This window comes from Croceibacterium segetis, assembly GCF_011320115.1.
Taxonomy (GTDB): Bacteria; Pseudomonadota; Alphaproteobacteria; order Sphingomonadales; family Sphingomonadaceae; genus Croceibacterium_B; species Croceibacterium_B segetis.
Genome location: NZ_JAANOZ010000011.1, coordinates 69433 through 87924 on the forward strand (window position 1 = coordinate 69433; position 18492 = coordinate 87924).

The following is an 18492-nucleotide window of genomic DNA, read 5'->3' on the forward strand; positions in this document are numbered from 1 at the left end:
GGCCAAGCGACCGGGGCAGAGGGAAGCGTGCGGAAGTGCGCCGCGACGAAGGGCCCGCACGCGGATCGCGCTTTATGGTCCGAAGGATGGCGTAGCTTTCTTCGACCGCCGAATCTCACTTTGGCCTTGCGAGAGAATCGCCTTGCTCGCGATTTTGAGCAGGCCTGACCGCCGTCTGGTTCCGAGAGTTCCTCCGCTGGCCCTAATCGGAGGCGCCACGAATCAGATCGATCAGGCCGTCAGGGTCGGCGGGCGGCGCGTCGGCGCGCCAGGCGACATGTTGGTCCGGGCGGCTGAGCAGCAGCTTGTGCTCGAAAGGATCGGGAAGCTCGCTGACGTCGATGTCGAGCACCTTGAGGGGAAGGCCCGCCGCGGCGGCCGCTTCGACCAAGCTCGATGCGTCCACCAAGGCATCGAACCGCAGCAGCGTGTAATTCGGCCCCAGCGCGTCGTAGAGCGAGCGGCCGTCCTTCAGCCACATATGCGGCGTACGGCAGCCTGGAACGGTGGAAGGCGTGTAGTCGTACATCGTGTACGGCGGCTGCACCTCGCCATCATAGGCGATGATCGGTGAACCATCGTAGTAATACCCGTAATTCAGCCCCGCGCAGGCGAACTGCTGAACGTGGAGCGCGTAGGCAGCCTCCCCGACGCGGCGGCGGCAAGCTTCGCCTTCGGGTGTGGCGTCCTCCAATTCCGGCGGTACGCTCGTCCGCTCGCGAATGGCGCTTTCCGCGTGGCGCATGGCAAAGTGCGAGACCTGCTCGGTGATCGGCTGGCGCTCGCGCTCGTGCGCGTCGAGCAGGGCTTGCGGGGCCCAACCCTTCAGACAGGCGGCCATCATCCAGCTGAGATTCATTGCATCGGCGATGCCGGCGTTCATGCCGTAGCCGGCATAGGGCACCCACAGGTGCGCCGCGTCCCCGCAGATGAAAGCCCGGCGGTCGCGGAAGCGGTCGGCGACCATGCGCCGGCCGATCCAGTCCTCCTTTCCGAGGAGCTCGTATTCCAGCTCCGGCCCCACGCCGAGCAGTAACCGGATGCAGCGGTCGCGGTCGACCGTGTCGAAGTCCGCCTCGTGCGGCAGCAGGTAATTGTGGATGAGCCAGGTCTCGCGGCCGTCGATGGCCACCAGATTTCCGGAACGCTCGGGGTTATAGAGATAACTCATCCACGCGTCAGGCTTGGTGATCCGCTCGCGCAATCCCGGCGCGCGGATATAGCTGGACTGGACGCGCTGGATCAGCTCGTCCCCTGCGAGCTTGGCGCCGATCGCCTTGCGCACCCGAGATCGGCCTCCCTCGCAGCCGACGATGTATTCGGCGCGGATCTCGACCGGCTCCCCAGATTCCAGGTCTCGCGCATGGGCGACGACCCTTTCGTCATCCTGATCGAAGTTCTCGAATTCGGTTCGGTTCAGGATGCGCACGCCCGGCGCGCGGCGGGCCTCGTCAAACAGCAAGGGCTCGAGAAAGACCTGGTTCACCCGGTGGGGAGGCTCAGGTGTCGGCCACCAGCCGTCAGGACCGGAATTGTCCGTGTACCGATCCCGCCGGCACGGGATGTGGATGCGCATCAGCTCGTAGCCCGTGGCGCGGGTCCGCACGACGACGTCGTTCGGATAGTCCTCCGGCAGCCCCGCGGCGCGCACTTTCTGCGCCAGGTCCAGTCGGCGGAAAATCTCCATGGTGCGCGAGGAAACGTGGTTGCACTTCACGCTTGGCGGCTCGCCGGGGTGGCGGCGCTCAACCACCACGCTGTCGACGCCGCGCCATGCCAAGTCTATCGCCAGGCACAGGCCCACAGGCCCACCGCCGACGATCAACACCGAGGCCTCGAGGGTTCTGGTCATGGCCGGTGCTTAGGCTTCGGCGCCGAATCCAACAAATCCCGAGTTTTGCCAGAGGCCCGGCCACCAGCTCGACTGCGCCAGCGCCCTCCGTTCGCCTTGTGGGGAATTCCAGCCAGTGAGTAACCGGTCATGCTCTCCTGAAGCAGGACGGCTTCGAGCCGCGCAGCGGGAGGTGACCGAAAACGGACCGATCGCTTGCGGCTTGGCTATCGGCGGAAGCTGCCGTCTTCCTCCGGCAACGCAGCGTCGTCGGTCTTGGCAAGTCGTACCGGTTCGAGGCGCGGAGCAAGCAGGTGCACCACGAGGAGCGCGAGCACGTAAGCGCTGGCGCAAATCGCGAACAGCACGGCATAGCTCCCCGTCGAGTCGAGAATGTAGCCCGTGAAAAGGGCCATCCCCATCCCGCCGAGGGCGCCCACCGTGCCGCCGATTCCGATCACCGAGCCGACCGCCGTGCGCGGGAAGATGTCCGACGGGAGCGTGTAGAGATTGGCCGAAAAAGCTTGGTGCGCCGCCGTCGCCAAGCCGATCACCAGCACCGCTCCCCAGACGCTGGCGATGTCCTGCGCGAACCAGATCGGGAACACGCAGGCGGCCCAGAAGGCCATCGTCGCCTTGCGCGCGACATTGACGCTCAAGCCGGCCTTGATCAGCCGTCCCGACATCCATCCGCCGAGCACGCTGCCGGCGTCCGAGATCAGGTAGATCGCGGCCAGCGGCAGCCCGAACGAGGTCAGATCCAGGTCGTAACGCTGGAACAGGTAGCCGGGCAGCCAGAACAGGAAGAACCACCAGATCGGGTCGATCAGGAACTTGCCGAGGGCATAGGCCCAGGTCTCGCGCTTGCCGAGCAGTTGCATCCACGGGATGGTTTCGGCGGGATCGGCCGGGTCGTGCTGGATCCACGCCAGCTCCTGGCGGCTGACGCGCTTGTGCTCGGCAGGGTGGCGGTAAACGCTCCACCACGCGATGAGCCAGGCAATGCCGAAGAAGCCGGTGAGGAAGAACGCCGCTCGCCAGCCGAAGCTGACCACCAGCACCGGCACAAGCAGCGGAGTGACGATTGCGCCGATATTGGCGCCGGCGTTGAAGATGCCGATCGCCAGCGCGCGCTCGCGTTGCGGAAACCAGTCGGTCACCGCGCGAATCCCGGCCGGGAAGTTGCCCGACTCGCCGATCCCCAGCCCGAAGCGCGCCGCGGCGAAGCTGGCCACGCCCGACGCCAGCCCGTGCGCCATGTGCGAAATGGTCCATATGACCAAGGCCAGGGCATAACCGACGCGGGCGCCGAGCCGGTCCACCAGCCGGCCGAAGCTGATGTAGCCGACCGCGTAAGCGAGCTGGAACCAGAACACGATCAGGGCGAAGTTGCTCTCGCTCCAGCCGAACTCCTGGCTCAGCGTCGGCTTGAGCACGCCGATCATCTGCCGGTCGATGTAGTTGATCGCGGTGGCCGCGAAGAGCAGTCCGACGATCACCCAGCGGAACCGGCCGACGCGTTCACCGGCTCGTGCGATGGTCTCCTCGGCGAGACTGGCTTCGGCCACGATTGCTCTCCCGTTTGCCCGCTGTGCGGGTCGCTTCACTCTTACCCGGTCACCGTGCGATGGTGCAGGCGACCTCCCCGATTCCTTCGAAGCGCGCCGACAAGCGGTCTCCCGGTCGAACTGGGTGCACACCAGTCACGGCGCCGCTCGATATCCACCAGCCGCTCCGCGGCTCGATGCCGCGTCCGGACAGGTTGTCGAGCAGAAAGCGTACCGCGCCGAGCGGCCCGTCGAGCATGGTCGCGGCGGTCGCCCGGCCGACCATGCGGTCGCCGATCCGCGTCTCGACTTCGATCGCGTCGAGATCGACCCAGCGCTCGCGCGCGACGGTCACTCCGAGCACGAGCCCGGCATTATTGCCCTGGTCGGACGCGGTCACGCATGCGCCGTCGGCGTTGATACCCGCATAAGGGGACGAGGCGATCTCGATTCCGATCCTAACCTGGTCGATCCAGGCGAGCGTTTCGGCATCGCCGCGCGGCCGCTTACCGCCTTCGGGCACACGGAGGCGCAGGAGGAACTCTGCTTCGCCGGCAGCAAAGCCATCCGCGAATACCGGCAGCGCAGGTTCGGCGCCGGTACCGTCGACGATCGTATCGGCAAAGATCGGACCGGCCAGCCGGCTGGCCCCCAGAAGCCGGTCTTCGGGCGGGTTGATCCGGCCGACCTTCCAGCCGCCGATTTCCCGCTGCCACAGCTTGATCGCAGCATCCTGCACCCGATAGGCCTGGGCAAGGTCGTGCGGGCGAACGCCAGGATAGTCGGCGATTGCCCGACCGGTTCGCCGTGCTTCGACAAACGCGCGCGCAGCGATGATACCGGTGTCGTCCGCCACTAACCCCTCACAAACCTGCGTTTCCCGAGTGCTAATGGAAACCGGTGTCATTGACAATCAGATTATCCGCGTCCTGACATTGTCAGAGGGTGACGCCGCGCTTCCAGATGGCAATCACGCGGTGTCCGCCGCGCTCGGACGCCGTCGCTACGCCGCCGGCGATGCCCAGCATGGTGCGGCAAAAGTCCTCGACGACACCGGGCTCGGGCTCACTCAGCAAGCGCCCCGCGTCGAAATCGATCCAGTGGCTCTTCAACGTGGCCAGGATGGTGTTCGACGCCACCTTGACGGTTGGCACGGGAAACCCGAGCGGGGTTCCGCGTCCGGTGGTGAAGACAATCATGGTCGCGCCGGCGGCTGCGAGGGCGGTCGAGGAGACCGCGTCGTTGCCTGGCGCTTCGAGCAATGACAGGCCGGGGATGCTGGCCTGCTCGCCATAATCGAGGACGCCGGCCAGCGCCGACTTGCCGGCCTTCTGCACTGCGCCGAGCGACTTCTCTTCCAGCGTGGTGATCCCGCCGGCGATATTGCCGGGCGAGGGGTTCTCCGAGACCGGTTGCCCTTGCTCCAGGAAGTATCGCTTGAAGCGATTGAGCAAGTCGCCGGCATCGCGGTGGACGTCGGCGGACACGCTGCGGGCGAGAAGGGCGTTCTCCGCACCGAAGATCTCCGGGATTTCCGTCAGGACCACGCTGCCGCCGCTCGCCGCCAGCCGATCGCTGAAGCGCCCGAGCAGGGGGTTGGCGGTGACGCCCGACAAGGCATCCGACCCGCCGCATTTGAGGCCGACGACCAGCTCCGCCGCCTCGGCCGTTTCGCGATGAGCGCCGGCACAACCGGCCACGAGTTCATCGATAAGATCGAGGGCTGCCTGCCGCTCGTCGGGCATCTCCTGCGCGCGCAGGGTGCGAATCTTGCCTCGGCTCCGCTCCGGTACCTCCGCGAGCAGCGCGTCGAGCTGGTTGGATTCGCAGCCGAGGCCGATCAGCAACACGCCCCCGGCGTTGGGATTGTCGCACAACCCGGCGAGCAACCGGCGCGTGCCGGCGAGGTCGTCGCCCAGCTGCGAGCAGCCATGTGGATGAGCGAAGCCGTGAACGCCATCCACGACGCCGCGATGACGCGCCGCGGCCTCGCGCGCCACATCTTCGGCGAGTGGAGCGACACAGCCGACGGTCGGCAGCACCCAGATCTCGTTGCGGGTCGCCCAGCGCCCGTCCGGTCGGCGATAACCGCGCCACTGCCCAAGCGGCGCGGACGAACGCCCGTCCGGCTCCGACAGCCTTTCCCGATATTCGACCTCGCCTTCCAGCGCGGTCGCCAGATTGTGCGAATGAACATGCGTGCCAGGGTCGATGTCGGCGGTCGCCCGGCCGATCGCCTCGCCATACTTGATCACCGCCTCCCCGCGCGCGTGATGTCGCAACGCCAGTTTGTGCCCCGCTGCCACGGCCTCGCGCACGACGATCTCCTGGTCGTCGAGTGAAACGGTGGCACCCACCGCAATATCCGCGAGCGCAACGGCGACGCTGTCGGCCGGATGGCAGCGGAGAACGGGGGATTCGGAAACCGGTGTCATCGTTTGCTATTGCCTTGCCCCGCGGAACGCTGCAAGCGAAACGGCGATAGAATGGGGCGACGAGGGCATGGCCGGCGAGCGCAAACGCGATCAGCAACCGACGATCAACGACGTCGCCCGCATCGCCGGCGTTTCGAAGAAGACCGTCAGCCGCGTCATCAACCGCTCGCCGCTGCTCAACAAGGACACCCGCGAACGCGTCGAAAGCGTGATCGCCCGCCTCGCCTACGTGCCCAATCCGCAGGCGCGGGCGCTTGCCCTCAGGCGGAATTTCCTGATCGGGCTGCTGCACGACAATCCCAACGCGCAGATGGTGCTGAGCTTCCAGGAAGGGGTCCTCGAAGCCATCCGCGAGACCGAGTTCGCGCTGATCGTCCGCCCAGTCGACCGCCACTCGCCGTCGATGCTCGACGACGTGCGGACCTTCCTCGAGAGGCAGCGCCTGTTCGGGGTGCTGATCCTGCCGCCGATTTCGGAGAACGACGAGCTCGCCGAGCTGTGCCGCGAGCTCGGCTGCGGCTATGTGCGGATGGGCTCGGCCAAGCTCGACGACGACGCGCACCTGGTCGAATCCAACGACCGCCAGGCCGTCGGTAACGCGATCGACTACCTTGTCGAGCAAGGTCATCGTCGCATCGCCCTGATCGCCGGCCCTGACGGTTTCCGCTCGGCGCAGGAGCGGCGCAAGGGTTTCCACGAAGCGATGGCGCGGCACCAGCTCGACTGCGGCCCCGAGCTGGTCGCGCAGGGCAATTATACCTTCGAGACCGGTCTCGCCGCGGCCGAGCGGCTGCTCGAGGTGAGCCCGCGGCCGACGGCGATCTTCGCCAGCAACGACGAAATGGCCGCGGGCGCTCTGCACGCGGCGCGCCAGCGCGAGATCGACGTTCCGCGCGACCTGTCGCTGGTCGGATTCGACGACACCGCGATCGCCGCGCACATCTGGCCGCCGATGACCACCGTTCGCTGGCCGATCCTGTCGATGGCGCGGTCCGCTGCGCTCAAGCTCATCTATCCGGCCGAGGCCGAGAAACAGCCGTCGAAGTTCCTGTCCGATCTGGTCCGCCGGGCCTCGGTGACGTCGCCGTCCGGGAAGTCGGGCTGAGCTAAGGCTTGATAAGCCGCGCCGTCTCGGCTTATGAAGAATCATGACACCGGTTACCAAACCGGACGCGCGCCAACCCAGGGGAGAGCCCGTGCCCATGTTCCGCAAGACCTTCCACGCGACGCATCCGGTGATGATGGACAGCGTCGCCAATGACGACCTGCGCGCGCGTTACCTCGTCCCGGGAATGTTCGCCGACGGCGAGATCAACCTCAACTATTCGCACAACGAGCGCTTCGTGATCGGCGGCGCGGTGCCGAAGGGGGCCGCGATTCGCTTGCCCGATCAGACCGAGCCGGCGAGCGCCAAGGGGCACCCGTTCCTCGAACGGCGCGAGATGGCGGCGGTGAACATCGGCGGCGACGGCGCGATCACCGTCGACGGGCAGCGCTTCGAGATGGGCAACAAGGAGTGCCTCTATATCCCGATGGGCTCGCGCGAGGTGCTGTTCGAAGGCGACGGCGCTCGGTTCTACCTGGCCTCGCTGCCGGCACACAAGGCGTGCCCGATCAAGCACATCACGCTCGCCCAGGCCAACCCGCTCGAACGCGGCGACCTCGCCAATTCGAACCACCGGACGATCTACCAGCTGGTCATCCCCGGCGTCTGCGAAAGCGCGCAGCTCCTGCTTGGGCTGACCGTGCTCGAGGAAGGCAGCGTGTGGAACACGATGCCGCCGCACCTCCACGACCGGCGCAGCGAGATCTACCTGTATTTCGACCTGCCCGAGGCGAGCGACCGGGTGATGCACTACATGGGCGAGCCCGAGGCGATGCGGCACATCGTCGTCGCCAACGAGGAAGCGGTGATCAGCCCGCCGTGGTCGATCCACATGGGCTCGGGCACCAAGGCCTACGCGTTCATCTGGGCGATGGGCGGGGAGAACCTCGACTATACCGACATGAACGTGCTCGACATCTGCCAGCTCAAGTGAGCGCTTTCGACCTGACCGGCCGGGTCGCCGCGGTGACCGGGGCCAATGCCGGAATTGGCCAGGGCATCGCGTTGGCGTTGGCCGAGGCCGGGGCGGACGTCGCCGCGATCGGCCGCACGCCGGCGGAAGAGACCGCCGCGCAGGTTCGCGCGCTCGGCCGCCGGTGCGAGCTGGTCTCGGCCGACCTGTCATCGATCGCTCCGGTCGGCGCGGCGATCGGCGCGGTGGTCGAGCGGCTCGGCCGGCTCGACATCCTCGTCAACAACGCCGGGATCATCCGCCGCGCCGACGCGCTCGCGTTCACCGAGGAAGACTGGGACGCGGTGATCGACACCAACCTCAAGACGCCGTTCTTCCTCGCCCAGGCCGCCGCGCGGCACATGGCCGGGTGGACCTCGCCGGCCGGGCGGCGCGGCAAGATCATCAACATCGCCTCGATGCTCAGCTTCCAGGGCGGCGTTCGCGTGCCGAGCTACACCGCCTCGAAAAGCGGCCTCGCGGGCCTGACCAAGCTGCTCGCCAACGAGTGGGCGGCGAAGGGCATCAACGTCAACGCCATCGCGCCGGGCTACATCGCCACCGCCAACACCGCGGCGCTGCAGGCGGACGAGACCCGCAACCGGCAGATCCTCGAGCGCATTCCCGAAGGGCGCTGGGGCGATCCGGCGGACATCGGCGGGGCGGCGGTGTTCCTCGCCAGTTCGGCGGCGGACTACGTGCAAGGCCACGTCCTCGCGGTCGACGGCGGGTGGCTGGCGCGGTGACCTCCGCAGGTCCGGTCGTCTGCTTCGGCGAGATGCTGCTGCGCCTGTCGCCGCCAGGCGGCACGCCGCTGGCGCAGGCGAGCCGGCTCGAGCTCAACGTCGGCGGTGCCGAGGCCAATGTCGCCGCGGCGCTGGCCTCGCTCGGGCGGCCGACGCGCATGGTTACAGTCCTGCCCGACAACGCGCTCGGCCGGCGGGCACTTACCGCCTTGCGCGGGGCCGGGGTCGACACGGCGTTCGTCGGCACCGCGTCCGGGCGGATGGGCCTCTACTATTTCGAGCCGCCCGCCGGGCCGCGGCCGGGCCACGTCGTTTACGACCGGGCGAGTAGCGCCTTCGCCGAAGCCGAACCGGACCAGTTCGATTTCGCCGCGGCCCTTGAGGGCGCGGCGCTGCTGCACTTGTCCGGCATCACCCCCGCGCTCGGCCCCAGAGGTTGCGCGCTGGCAAGCGCCGCGGTGGCCGCGGCTGCGCAAGCCGGCGTCCCGGTCTGCTTCGACGGCAACTTCCGCGCCAACCTCTGGGCCGCGTGGCCGTGCGACCCGCGCGAGCGGCTGGTGCCGCTGGTCGAGCGGGCGAGCGTGCTGTTGGGCAACCATCGCGACATCTCGCTGCTGCTCGGGCGCGAGTTCACCGGCGAGGGCGAAGGGCGGCGGCGCGAGGCGGCCGAGGCGGCCTTTGCCGCGTTTCCCAAGCTCGAGACGATCGCCTCGACCTCGCGCCAGGTGGCGGGCGCCGGCCATCACCGGCTGGCCGCGCGGGTCGACCGGCGCGACGGCGGCTGGCAGACCGAGGAGCTGCCGATCACCGGAATCGTCGACCGCATCGGCACCGGCGATGCCTTCGCCGCCGGGGTGCTGCATCGTCTGCTGGCCGGCGCGGATGCGCGCGAAGCGGCCGAGAGCGGGCTGGCGCTGGCGGCGCTCAAGCACGGCATTTCGGGCGACATGACACTGCTTCCCGCGGCCGAGCTCGACGCTTTCGACCCCGGCGACGCCGATGTCCGCCGCTGAGCGGATCGACCGGCGGCGCTTCCTCGCCGCAGCGGGCACGGCCGGGGCGATGCTGGCTGCCGGCCCGCTTTCCGCCGCGGCAGCCGACCCGCGGGTGGGGCGCTACCAGGGCCTGATAGATCGCGGCGTGCCGGCCTTCCTCGGCATCCGCTACGCCCGTGCGGCGCGCTTCGCCCCGCCGGTGCGCGAGCCGTGGGAGGGCGAGCCCTGCAAGGCCGCCGCCTTCGGTCCCATCGCGCCGCAATCCGGAGGGCAGGGCGCGCGGCAGAGCGAGGACTGCCTGTTCCTCAACGTCTGGACGCCCGAGGCGAACCCCAGGACGAAGCGGCCGGTGATGGTCTACTTCCACGGCGGCGCCTACTCGGGCGGCACCGTCACCGACCCGCTGACCCAAGGCGCCCGGCTGGCGGCGCAGGGCGACGTCGTCGTGGTCACGGTCAACCACCGGCTCAACCTGTTCGGCTACGGCTGGCTCGCCCCGTTCGGCCCACGCTTCGCCGACAGCGGCAACCTCGGCCAGCTCGACCTGATCGCCGCGCTCGGCTGGGTGCGCGACCACGTGGCGGCGTTCGGCGGCGACCCGGCGCGGGTCACGGTCTTCGGCCAGTCGGGCGGCGGCGCCAAGATCGCCACGCTGATGGCGATGCCCGCGGCGAAAGGCCTGTTCCACGCCGCCGCGACGATGAGCGGCCAGCAAGTCACCGCCAGCGGCCCGGCCCACGCCTGGGCGCGGACGCGGGCGCTGATGAGCAAGCTCGGCCTTGCCGGCGCCGATCCCGCGCCGCTGCTGGCCCTGCCGTGGGAGCGGCTGGCCGAAGGCCTCCAGGCCGACGATCCGCTCATGCCCGGGCGGGTCTACTTCGGCCCGGTGCTCGACATGACCAACCTCCCGCGCCACCCGTTCTGGCCCGACGCTGCGCCACAGTCGCTGGGCGTGCCGATGATCCTCGGCAACGTCCGCGACGAGACCCGCGCCTTCATCGACCCGCGCGGTCCCCGGCTCGCCGGGCTCGGCTGGAGCAACCTCGCCGAGCGGATCGCGCCCGAGATCCGCATCGACCTCGAGCCGCACTGGGTGGTCGCGCAGTACCGCGCGCAGTTCCCCGAGTGGAGCCCCGAGCAGCTGTTCTACGCCGCCACCACCGCCGGGCGCAGCTGGCCGGGGCAGGTGATCGAGGCCGACGCCCGCATCGCCGCCGGCGCCGCGCGGACCTGGGTCTACCAGCTCGATCGCCCCTCACCGGTCGACCCCTTGCGCGGCGCGGCGCACACCGACGACCTGCCCTACGTCTTCGGCACGCTCGACGCGCCGGGCAGCTACTCGGGCACCGACGCGCGCGCCCGGCAGGTCAGCGCCGCGATGATGCGCGCCTTCACCGGCCTCGCCCGCAGCGGCGTGCCCGGCCTCGCCGAGTGGCGGCCCTACACGCTGCCGGCGCGCGAGACGCTGGTGCTCGGCGAGCAGTCGATCGCCACGGTCGCCGACCCTCGCCGCTGGCAACGCGAGCTGTGGGCGCGGGCGCCGTACATCCAGCCGGGCAGCTAGCCCTCACGCCCTCGCGTAAGTGTTGTTGAGCGGATTGACCCGCGCATAGCCCTCGGCGATCGCCGCTCCCTCGCTGGGTGCAGCACGCGAAGTTGACACACCTGACACAGTTGACACGGTCCCGGCCTCGGCGAGCGGCGCCAGCGGTTCGGCCAGCAGGCTGTCGACGGCGGCGAGGCTGCGCGCGCGCCGCTGGTCCCATTGCGCGGCGGCGTTCAGGCGGGCACGCCACCGGGCCTCGGCCAGCCCCTCGGCATAGGCGCGATCCTCGGCGACCAGCCGGTCGGTTCGGGCCGCCGCCTGCGTGGGAGAAAGCTCTCCCTCGTCCTCGTCGGCTTCGGGGTGCTCGGCGAGCCACGCCTCGGCGAATGCCTCTTCGGCATCCTCGGCGGCGATCTCCATGTGGTCGTCGCGTTCGACGACCAGCCCGTCGTCGTCGCACTCGCAGCCGTCATCCGCGCGCTCGCCGGCGACCAGCGCCAGCAGCTCGTCGAAGCGGGCGGCATCGTCGCGGGCGCGCGAATCCTCGGCCAGCTTGTCGAGCCGCGCCATGTGGGCGAGCAGCAGGCGCGAATCGTATTTGCGCCGGGTGCCGACCAGCTCGCCGCGGTACCACACCTCTTCCTCGACCCCGTGGATAGCGCGGCATTCGAGCACCTCGGCGCTGACCGTGCGGGCGATCACCAGCGCGGCATCCCACGCCCGCGCGAACGCCGCGTCGCGCCGGCGGAGATGGTACGCCGCCTCGCGGCTCATGCCCACCCGCCCGCAGGCCGTGCGCACGGCGCCGTCATGGGCGAGATGGTCGAGGAACTGCGCCTTGCGCGCGGGGGTCCAGCCCCTTGGACTGCCTGCAAGGCAGGCGCTCAGGGCAGGCTGGCGGATGGCGGTGGAAAGGGCGGTTTGGTCGGTCATGTTCGCGAATCTCCCGGTGAGAACAGAAAGCGAACATCTATTGATACCAAACGGGTCGTGTAGGAAAGCGCTTTTTTTGGCGGCGGACGAGGAGGTCTGTTTTGGGTGGAAAGCGGACATTTGTTATCAGCCAAATCCTTCGAGTGGCTCAACGGTGATCTGGCCATCTTGGTCAACACGGCACCTTGAGATTGCACGCCCGTATGCAAGCTCGTCCGGACGCAACGGATGCTGACGGAAGGTGCGAGTAAGAGACTGTCCGTTCGGCAGCTTGCATCGGACGGTCACAACCAGGTTTGAGGGACTATGCTCATAAATGACTTCGCAGCGGGGTTCGCCAGCGGCCCGCTTAAGTTTGTCGGTGCGGACGTAGATGTAGTCGCGTTCGGATAGCCGTTGTTTCAGCGACGATGCCTCATCGTCATCGATGCCAAGTTCGGGCGCTCCTGCGGCGACTGCATGAACCAGCCAGTCAGCGAAGATCGCTAATCGATCTGCACCCGGCGTCTCATAGGCTGCGAACGGGAAGGTCATTTCAACCAAGCGGACGCCAGCCGACGTGGGTGGCGACGTTTCAAGCACGCCGTCACCTCGCCCTATCCAACAAAATACCTTGCTGAATGGGGCGTCTCGCCTTCGCAAGAACTCGGCAAGCAACGAAGCTGTTGAGGTGTGCACGAGCTTATCGACCGATGCCGTTGCCTCCGCAGGCTCATTCCACGACGGCCCGAAGTCTATCCAATCGAACTTGATGACCCACCTCACTAGCGATTTGGGCTATTCTCGCCGACGGAGCTAATGTCCGCAATGGGTGGAAAGCGGACGTCGGAGGAAACGAACTTAGACCCCTAGCGAAGGTATATCGAGTCGGGCCCTCTGACCTCACGCCACTCGGCCACGCAGAGAACTTCGGACATCTTCTGCAATACGCTTGATGCGTTGAGCTTCTCGTCATCGGCAAAGAAGATGCTCATGCCGGTCACGCCGCTTTCCCAATGAACTGGGAATCTGACCCCGATTGGGAAGTCGTCTCCAGCTTTCCCGGCTGTGACGACCTGCCAGTCACCGCCGGGCAAGCGATAGCACCCTTCGGCGAATCCCATGTCTTCTTCCATTACCAAATCCCAAGTGATTTCAGCGTTCATGGGTGGTTGCGTCTGGTCCTGGATACATATGATTTATGCGCCTGTCGCCGAACGTCCGCAATGGGTCGAAAGCGGACATGCGCAAGTGACGGCCGGCTCACCGGCCTTTCAGGCCTCTGCGGTTTGCGCAGGCAAGACGGCGGCGAGGCCGTGGGTCGCGGCAAGGTCCGGGCGTGGAGGCACGACGCTGAAGGGTGGGGCCGGGGGGAAGGGGAGCCGACGGGGAAGGAAGGAGTGGCGAGTCCCCTAGACCCCGCGAGCCCCAAGCCTCGGCTGGGGCAAGTCCGCCGAGCCGAGCTTCGCCGAGCCTTCCCACAGGTCCAGGTCGCCCTCTTGCGCGAAGGCGTCGATCTCGCGCAGCTCCTCATCGGCGAAGGCGAGGCCCTCCAGCGCGCCCAGCGAATCGTCGAGCTGGGCGACCGAGCGGGCGCCGATCAGCGCCGAGGTGACGCGCGGGTCGCGCAGGACCCAGGCGATGGCCATTTGCGCCAGCGACTGGCCGCGCCGCCGGGCGATCGCGTCGAGGCCGCGGATCCGCGCCAGGTTCGCGTCCGAGAGGAACTCGCGCCGCAGCGAGCCTTCCTTGCCGGCGCGGGCATCGGCGGGAATGCCGCCGAGGTACTTGGCCGTCAGCATGCCCTGCGCGAGCGGCGAGAAGGCGATGCAGCCCACGCCGAGCTCGTCGAGCGTGCCGAGCAGCTCGCGCTCGATCCAGCGGTTGAGCAGCGAATAGCTCGGCTGGTGGATCAGCAGCGGCACGCCCTCGGCGCGCAGCATGGCCTCGGCCTGGCGGGTCAGCTCGGGCGAATAGGACGAAATGCCGACGTAGAGCGCCTTGCCCTGGCGGTGCAGGTGGGCCAGCGCGCCCATCGTCTCGTCGAGCGGCGTCCTGGGATCGACGCGGTGCGAATAGAAGATGTCGACGTAGTCGAGGCCCATGCGCTGCAAGCTCTGGTCGCAGCTGGCGATCAGGTACTTCCGGCTCCCGCCCACGTCGCCGTAAGGGCCGGGCCACATGTCCCAGCCGGCCTTGGTCGACACGACCAGCTCGTCGCGGTGAGCCTTGAAGTCGGCGGCGAGGACGCGGCCGAAATTCGCCTCCGCCGAGCCGTAGGGCGGGCCGTAATTGTTCGCCAGGTCGAAATGGGTGACGCCGCGGTCGAACGCGCGGCGCAGGATCGCCCGGCCGGTTTCGAACACGTCGGCCCCGCCGAAGTTCTGCCACAGGCCGAGCGAGATCGCCGGAAGGTCGAGCCCGCTGCGCCCGCAGCGGCGATAGGGCATGCGCCCGTCGTAGCGCGCTGGATCGGGCGAGTAGCTGTCGGGGAAGCTCATGACGGCCCTTTACCGGCTGCCGAGGCCCGCAGCAACGCGCGCGCCGCCGCGGGACAGCGGCTTCAGCGGCAATCCAGGGCCACGCGCATCGCCGCGCCGGTATAGCGCACCGTCTTCGCAGCAGCCGGCTGGCTCGCGCACACGACGCGGAGCGGCTGGGTGGAGGCGGCCCCGGCGTAATGCCCGACGCGCGGAGCGATCGTCAGCTTGTGCTTGCGGTCGTCCCAGGCGAAGCGGACCAGCTCGTAATCGCCGCTCTCGAATCCGAAGCCGTCGCCGGCATCGTCGTAGAGCGCGAAGTCGCCGTCGGCGCCCGGATAGACGCGGATTTCGAGTGGTTCGCTTGTCGGCGCGTCGGCGTATGGCTTCACCGGCCCCATCGGCACGATGCTGCCGGCACGGGCGTAGACCGGGATGCGATCGAGCGGCGCGGCGGCGGCGATCGTCTGGCCCGCGGCGGCGCGCTGGCCGGTCCAGAAATCGTACCACGGCCGCTGCCCGGGCAGATAGACGCTGCGGGTGGTCGCGCCCTCCTGAACCACCGGCGCGACCAGCAGCGCCTTGCCGAACATGTATTCGTCGGTGAGGGTCAGCGCTTTCGGGTCGGCGGCGAAATCGAACGCCAGCGCGCGCATCATCGTGCCGCGCCCCTTCGCCACGTCCCACGACAGCGAATAGATGTACGGCAGCAGGCGATAGCGCAGCTTGACGTTTTCGATCAGCCGCGGCTGCACCATTCCGTCCCAGTTCCAGATTTCCTTGCCCGCGTTGGTTCCGTGGACGCGGAACTGCGGGGTGAAGATCGCAAACTGCTGCCAGCGGGTGAACAGCTCGGCATATTTGCCGTCGTGGGTGTCGCCGCCGAAAAAGCCGCCGATGTCTGCCGACCACAGCGGCAGGCCGCTCATCGAGAAGTTGAGCGCGGCGGGGATCTGGTGGCGGAACACCTCCCAGTTGCCCTGCGTGTCGCCCGACCAGGTGATCGCCGCGTTGCGCTGCTGGCCGGCGTAGGCCGAGCGGGTGAGGATGACCGGCCGCTTGTCGGTGACGTCGCGGCGCATGGTGTCATACACCGCGGAGGTGTGCAGCAGCGGGTAGGAGTTGAACACTTCCTTGCCCGGTCCGGCGGCGGTGTCGAGCCGGCGCAGTTCGCCCCAGTCGCCGCCAAGCTCGGGTTCGGAGGCGTCGAGCCACCAGGCGTCGAAGCCTTGCGCGGCGTAGCTGTCGCGGATCATGCCGCTGTAGAGCGCGCGCGCCTTGGGGTTCCACGCGTCGTACCAGCGGCCGGAGCCGCTCGGATAGACGTTCCGGAATGTCGGCGCGAGCAGGCCGCCGATGGCATCGAGCGCCTCGGCGTTGGCGGTGCCGGCGTCGAACCGCGCCCAGACCGACACCGGCAGGTGCACGTGCATCGCGTGCATCTGCGCGGCCATCGCCTGGGGGTCGGGCCAGCGGGCCGGGTCGAACTTCATCGCCCCCCATTCGCCCGGCCGCCAGTGCTGCCAGTCGGTCACGATCGCGTCGATCGGGACGCCCATCGCGCGATACGTGCGGGCGACCCCGAGCTCCTGATCCTGCGTTTCGTAATGCTCGCGCGACTGCCAGAAGCCCCAGGTCCAGCGCGGCATCAGCGGCGCGTCGCCGGTCAGCCAGCGATAGCCGGCGATCACCTCGTCCGCCTGCGGGCCGAGGATGAAGTCGTAATCGATCCCCGCCCCGGCTTCGTTGCGGATGACGAGGGGGAACGCCGCGCCGCCCTTGGCGACGTCGACGTCCATTACCGAGGGGTTGTTCCACAGCACGCCGAAGCCCGCCGGGCTGAGCATCATCGGCACCGCCACGTCGCCGTTCTTCTGCTGCAAGTGGACCGTGCTGCCGCTGTAATCGAGCAGGCCGTCCTGATGCTGGCCGAGCCCGTAGATCGCCGTGCGGGTGCGGAACGCGTCCATCGTGCCGGTGCCGCTGGCCCCTGTGCCGATCGCCCGCTCGGCTTCTTCGAGCAGAGTGCGCCCGCGCGCGTCGGCGAAGGACAGGGCGGAAGTCTGCCGGTCGACGCGGACGGTCAGCCTCGGAGTAGCGAGGAAGTACGCCGCCGGCGTCTCGCGCACGGTGAAGGGCACCGTCTCGGCCCTGGCGGTCACCGCCGGGTTGTAATTGCCGGCGTAGCCGGGCGCGCCGAAACGCACGTGGACGATCGAATCCGACCACGGCTCGAGCGTCAGCACCCCGCTGCCGGTGCGGATTTCGATTCCGTGCGGGAGGCGCTGCATCGCCTCGATGTGGTCGGCCTGCGCCGGAAACGCCGCGCCGAGCGCGAGAGCGCAGCCCATCAATATCTGTCGCACATGCCGTCCCTTCCCGAATTACTCATACAATTGCAGATTGCAGCGGCAGGAGCAACCGGGAAGGCCGGCGGGATTACGGCGAGCCGAGGCGCATCGCCCGGTCGCGCGGGGAGAGATGCTCCTGCGCGCCCGCCTTCTGCCCCGGGTAGGCGCCGGACCTGGGGGTCATCGTATCGAGGTTCCAGTCGGCCTCGCGGAACGGCGCGCGGGTCGATTCGAGCTTGGGATAACCGCCGACTTCGTCTTCCGAATCGAGAATGTCGCCGCGCCCTTCGGCGATGAAGAACAGCACGCGGATCTCTTCCTCGCCGCGGTCCCACGGACGCGCGCCGGCGGTCGCCAGCAGCGTCGTTTCGACCTCGCCGCTCGGCAGCACGTCGTAACCCGACAAGTCGGCCAGCGGCGCGTCCTTCTCGATCAGCCTGGCGCCCGTCTCGCCGTAGCGGCCGAACATCGGCAGCGCCTTGCCGAAACGGTCGACCGCGCGGTTGTCCTTGCCGTAATAGGCCAGGTCGCCGACGCCGCCGAGCATCAGGAACGGCAGGCCAGGGTCGGTGTCGTTGCCGGCGCGGTAAACGTTGCCGACCGCGGTGATCTCGCCGGTGACCGGTGCGTGGCCGGCCCATTCGAGGTCCATCAGGTTGTAATGCACCGCGCGGTGGCCGGGGTCGTAGATCAGGTTGTTGACCATCAGCACCTGCGCGCCGCCCTTGACCAGCGGCGAGCGCTCGACGTTGTGCGCCCAGATGTTGCGCTCGAACACGATGCCGGTGGCGTTGTCGTGGACCAGCGAGCCCTTGGAATGCTCGCCCTTGGCATGGCTGGCGTTGGCGAGCCCTTCGGCGGCGAGGTTGAGGCGGAAGACCACGTCGTGCGTGGTGTTCTGCCGCCATTCGGCGACCGTCTTGCCGGCGAAGCGCGGGCCGGAGGCGGACATGTTCTCGTCGATCGCCCACATGAAGGTGTTGTTCTCGATCACCACGTTGTGCGCGCCGACGGTGGAGAAGGCATCGGCCTCCCAGCCGCTCAGGTGCGGCTGCCCGGCGGCGCCGGTGAGCACGCGCAAGTGGCTGATCTTCACGTCGTGCGCGTGGACGTCGATCCCGCCGCGCAGCAGCGTGATGCCCGGCGAGGGCGCGGTCTGCCCGGCGATGGTGACGTAGGGCTCCTTGATGTCGAGCACCGAGCGGTCGAGGTCGATCGCGCCGCCGACTTCGAAGACGATGATCCGCTTGCCCTTCGCGGCGACCGCCTCGGCCAGGCTGCCGGGGCCGTCCTTGGCCAGCGTCGTGACGCGGATCACGCGCCCGCCCTTGCCGCCTTCGGTCGGGTCGGCCGGATGGGCGAAGGCCGCGCCGGCCAGGACCAGCAGCAGCGGGGCCACCAGCGTGCGAATTGTGCGAAGTGCCGTCGTGCTCATCATACCCTCCCGGTGACCTTGTTGACAGAGCCGTCAAGAACAGGCAATAGGTCATGACACCGGTTACCACAAGAGACCGGATGAGGGAATGGATGTCTGTGGGAATGTCAGGGAATTCCGCGCCTTGCGTCGTTTTTCCGGTCTCATGGACACCGGT

At 68.4% G+C, this 18492-nt stretch carries 15 protein-coding genes; 5 read left to right on the top strand and 10 right to left on the bottom strand.

The features are described 5' to 3' along the window. Positions 1–202: 202 nt before the first annotated feature. The 4 genes from G7B69_RS12730 to G7B69_RS12745 all read right to left on the bottom strand — a co-directional run bounded on the left by G7B69_RS12730 (position 203) and on the right by G7B69_RS12745 (position 5813). Complete coding sequence (locus G7B69_RS12730) at positions 203–1852, bottom strand: FAD-dependent oxidoreductase (protein ID WP_166179859.1); 1650 nt, start codon at positions 1850–1852, stop codon at positions 203–205. Positions 1853–2058: 206 nt separating this feature from the next. Next, on the bottom strand, positions 2059–3399 hold the full coding sequence (locus tag G7B69_RS12735; protein WP_243415164.1) for an MFS transporter: 1341 nt from the start codon (positions 3397–3399) through the stop codon (positions 2059–2061). A 49-nt stretch (positions 3400–3448) separates the two neighbouring features. Further along, complete coding sequence (locus G7B69_RS12740) at positions 3449–4234, bottom strand: 2-keto-4-pentenoate hydratase (protein WP_166179861.1); 786 nt, start codon at positions 4232–4234, stop codon at positions 3449–3451. Positions 4235–4316: 82 nt separating this feature from the next. Further along, the gene (locus tag G7B69_RS12745; RefSeq protein WP_166179863.1) at positions 4317–5813 is read right to left on the bottom strand and encodes a UxaA family hydrolase; all 1497 of its coding nucleotides are present in this window, start codon (positions 5811–5813) and stop codon (positions 4317–4319) included. Between the two features lie 67 nt (positions 5814–5880). Between G7B69_RS12745 and G7B69_RS12750 the strand changes: the two genes are divergently transcribed. The 5 genes from G7B69_RS12750 (at position 5881) to G7B69_RS12770 (ending at position 11175) form a co-directional block, all read left to right on the top strand. Next, positions 5881–6918 (top strand): LacI family DNA-binding transcriptional regulator, encoded by a 1038-nt coding sequence (locus tag G7B69_RS12750; RefSeq protein ID WP_166179865.1) that lies wholly within the window; start codon positions 5881–5883, stop codon positions 6916–6918. Between the two features lie 97 nt (positions 6919–7015). Then, entirely contained in the window at positions 7016–7852 is an 837-nt protein-coding gene (gene kduI / locus G7B69_RS12755) for a 5-dehydro-4-deoxy-D-glucuronate isomerase (RefSeq protein WP_166179867.1), read from the top strand. Next, positions 7849–8616, top strand: a complete 768-nt coding sequence (gene kduD, locus G7B69_RS12760) for a 2-dehydro-3-deoxy-D-gluconate 5-dehydrogenase KduD (RefSeq protein WP_166179869.1) — start codon at positions 7849–7851, stop codon at positions 8614–8616. Before kduI ends, kduD begins: the two co-directional genes overlap by 4 nt. A 32-nt stretch (positions 8617–8648) precedes the next feature. Continuing rightward, positions 8649–9629, top strand: coding sequence for a sugar kinase (locus tag G7B69_RS12765; protein ID WP_243415167.1), 981 nt, complete (start codon positions 8649–8651; stop codon positions 9627–9629). After that, the gene (locus G7B69_RS12770; protein WP_166179873.1) at positions 9616–11175 is read left to right on the top strand and encodes a carboxylesterase/lipase family protein; all 1560 of its coding nucleotides are present in this window, start codon (positions 9616–9618) and stop codon (positions 11173–11175) included. Before G7B69_RS12765 ends, G7B69_RS12770 begins: the two co-directional genes overlap by 14 nt. 3 nt (positions 11176–11178) lie before the next feature. Here G7B69_RS12770 and G7B69_RS12775 read toward each other — a convergent pair whose 3' ends face one another. The 6 genes from G7B69_RS12775 to G7B69_RS12800 form a co-directional block, all read right to left on the bottom strand. Next, the gene (locus G7B69_RS12775) at positions 11179–12090 is read right to left on the bottom strand and encodes a hypothetical protein (RefSeq protein WP_166179875.1); all 912 of its coding nucleotides are present in this window, start codon (positions 12088–12090) and stop codon (positions 11179–11181) included. Between the two features lie 126 nt (positions 12091–12216). After that, complete coding sequence (locus G7B69_RS12780) at positions 12217–12633, bottom strand: hypothetical protein (RefSeq protein WP_166179877.1); 417 nt, start codon at positions 12631–12633, stop codon at positions 12217–12219. 305 nt (positions 12634–12938) lie between these two features. Continuing rightward, the gene (locus G7B69_RS12785) at positions 12939–13235 is read right to left on the bottom strand and encodes a hypothetical protein (RefSeq protein ID WP_166179879.1); all 297 of its coding nucleotides are present in this window, start codon (positions 13233–13235) and stop codon (positions 12939–12941) included. A gap of 246 nt (positions 13236–13481) precedes the next feature. Next, complete coding sequence (gene mgrA / locus G7B69_RS12790) at positions 13482–14570, bottom strand: L-glyceraldehyde 3-phosphate reductase (RefSeq protein WP_166179881.1); 1089 nt, start codon at positions 14568–14570, stop codon at positions 13482–13484. A 62-nt stretch (positions 14571–14632) separates the two neighbouring features. Then, positions 14633–16915, bottom strand: coding sequence for a glycoside hydrolase family 31 protein (locus tag G7B69_RS12795; RefSeq protein ID WP_207786016.1), 2283 nt, complete (start codon positions 16913–16915; stop codon positions 14633–14635). Positions 16916–16988: 73 nt separating this feature from the next. Continuing rightward, a complete protein-coding gene (locus G7B69_RS12800; RefSeq protein WP_166179883.1) occupies positions 16989–18335 on the bottom strand; it encodes a pectate lyase in 1347 nt (448 codons plus the stop codon). Positions 18336–18492 lie beyond the last annotated feature (157 nt).

Bases quoted from the DNA above. Each gene is read 5' to 3' on its own strand.
- G7B69_RS12775 (WP_166179875.1), bottom strand. From the start codon at position 12,090: ATGACCGACCAAACCGCCCTTTCCACCGCCATCCGCCAGCCTGCCCTG.
- kduI (WP_166179867.1), top strand. From the start codon at position 7,016: ATGTTCCGCAAGACCTTCCACGCGACGCATCCGGTGATGATGGACAGC.
- G7B69_RS12800 (WP_166179883.1), bottom strand. From the start codon at position 18,335: ATGAGCACGACGGCACTTCGCACAATTCGCACGCTGGTGGCCCCGCTG.
- G7B69_RS12745 (WP_166179863.1), bottom strand. From the start codon at position 5,813: ATGACACCGGTTTCCGAATCCCCCGTTCTCCGCTGCCATCCGGCCGAC.
- G7B69_RS12770 (WP_166179873.1), top strand. From the start codon at position 9,616: ATGTCCGCCGCTGAGCGGATCGACCGGCGGCGCTTCCTCGCCGCAGCG.
- G7B69_RS12730 (WP_166179859.1), bottom strand. From the start codon at position 1,852: ATGACCAGAACCCTCGAGGCCTCGGTGTTGATCGTCGGCGGTGGGCCT.
- G7B69_RS12765 (WP_243415167.1), top strand. From the start codon at position 8,649: ATGCTGCTGCGCCTGTCGCCGCCAGGCGGCACGCCGCTGGCGCAGGCG.
- mgrA (WP_166179881.1), bottom strand. From the start codon at position 14,570: ATGAGCTTCCCCGACAGCTACTCGCCCGATCCAGCGCGCTACGACGGG.
- G7B69_RS12750 (WP_166179865.1), top strand. From the start codon at position 5,881: ATGGCCGGCGAGCGCAAACGCGATCAGCAACCGACGATCAACGACGTC.
- G7B69_RS12785 (WP_166179879.1), bottom strand. From the start codon at position 13,235: ATGAACGCTGAAATCACTTGGGATTTGGTAATGGAAGAAGACATGGGA.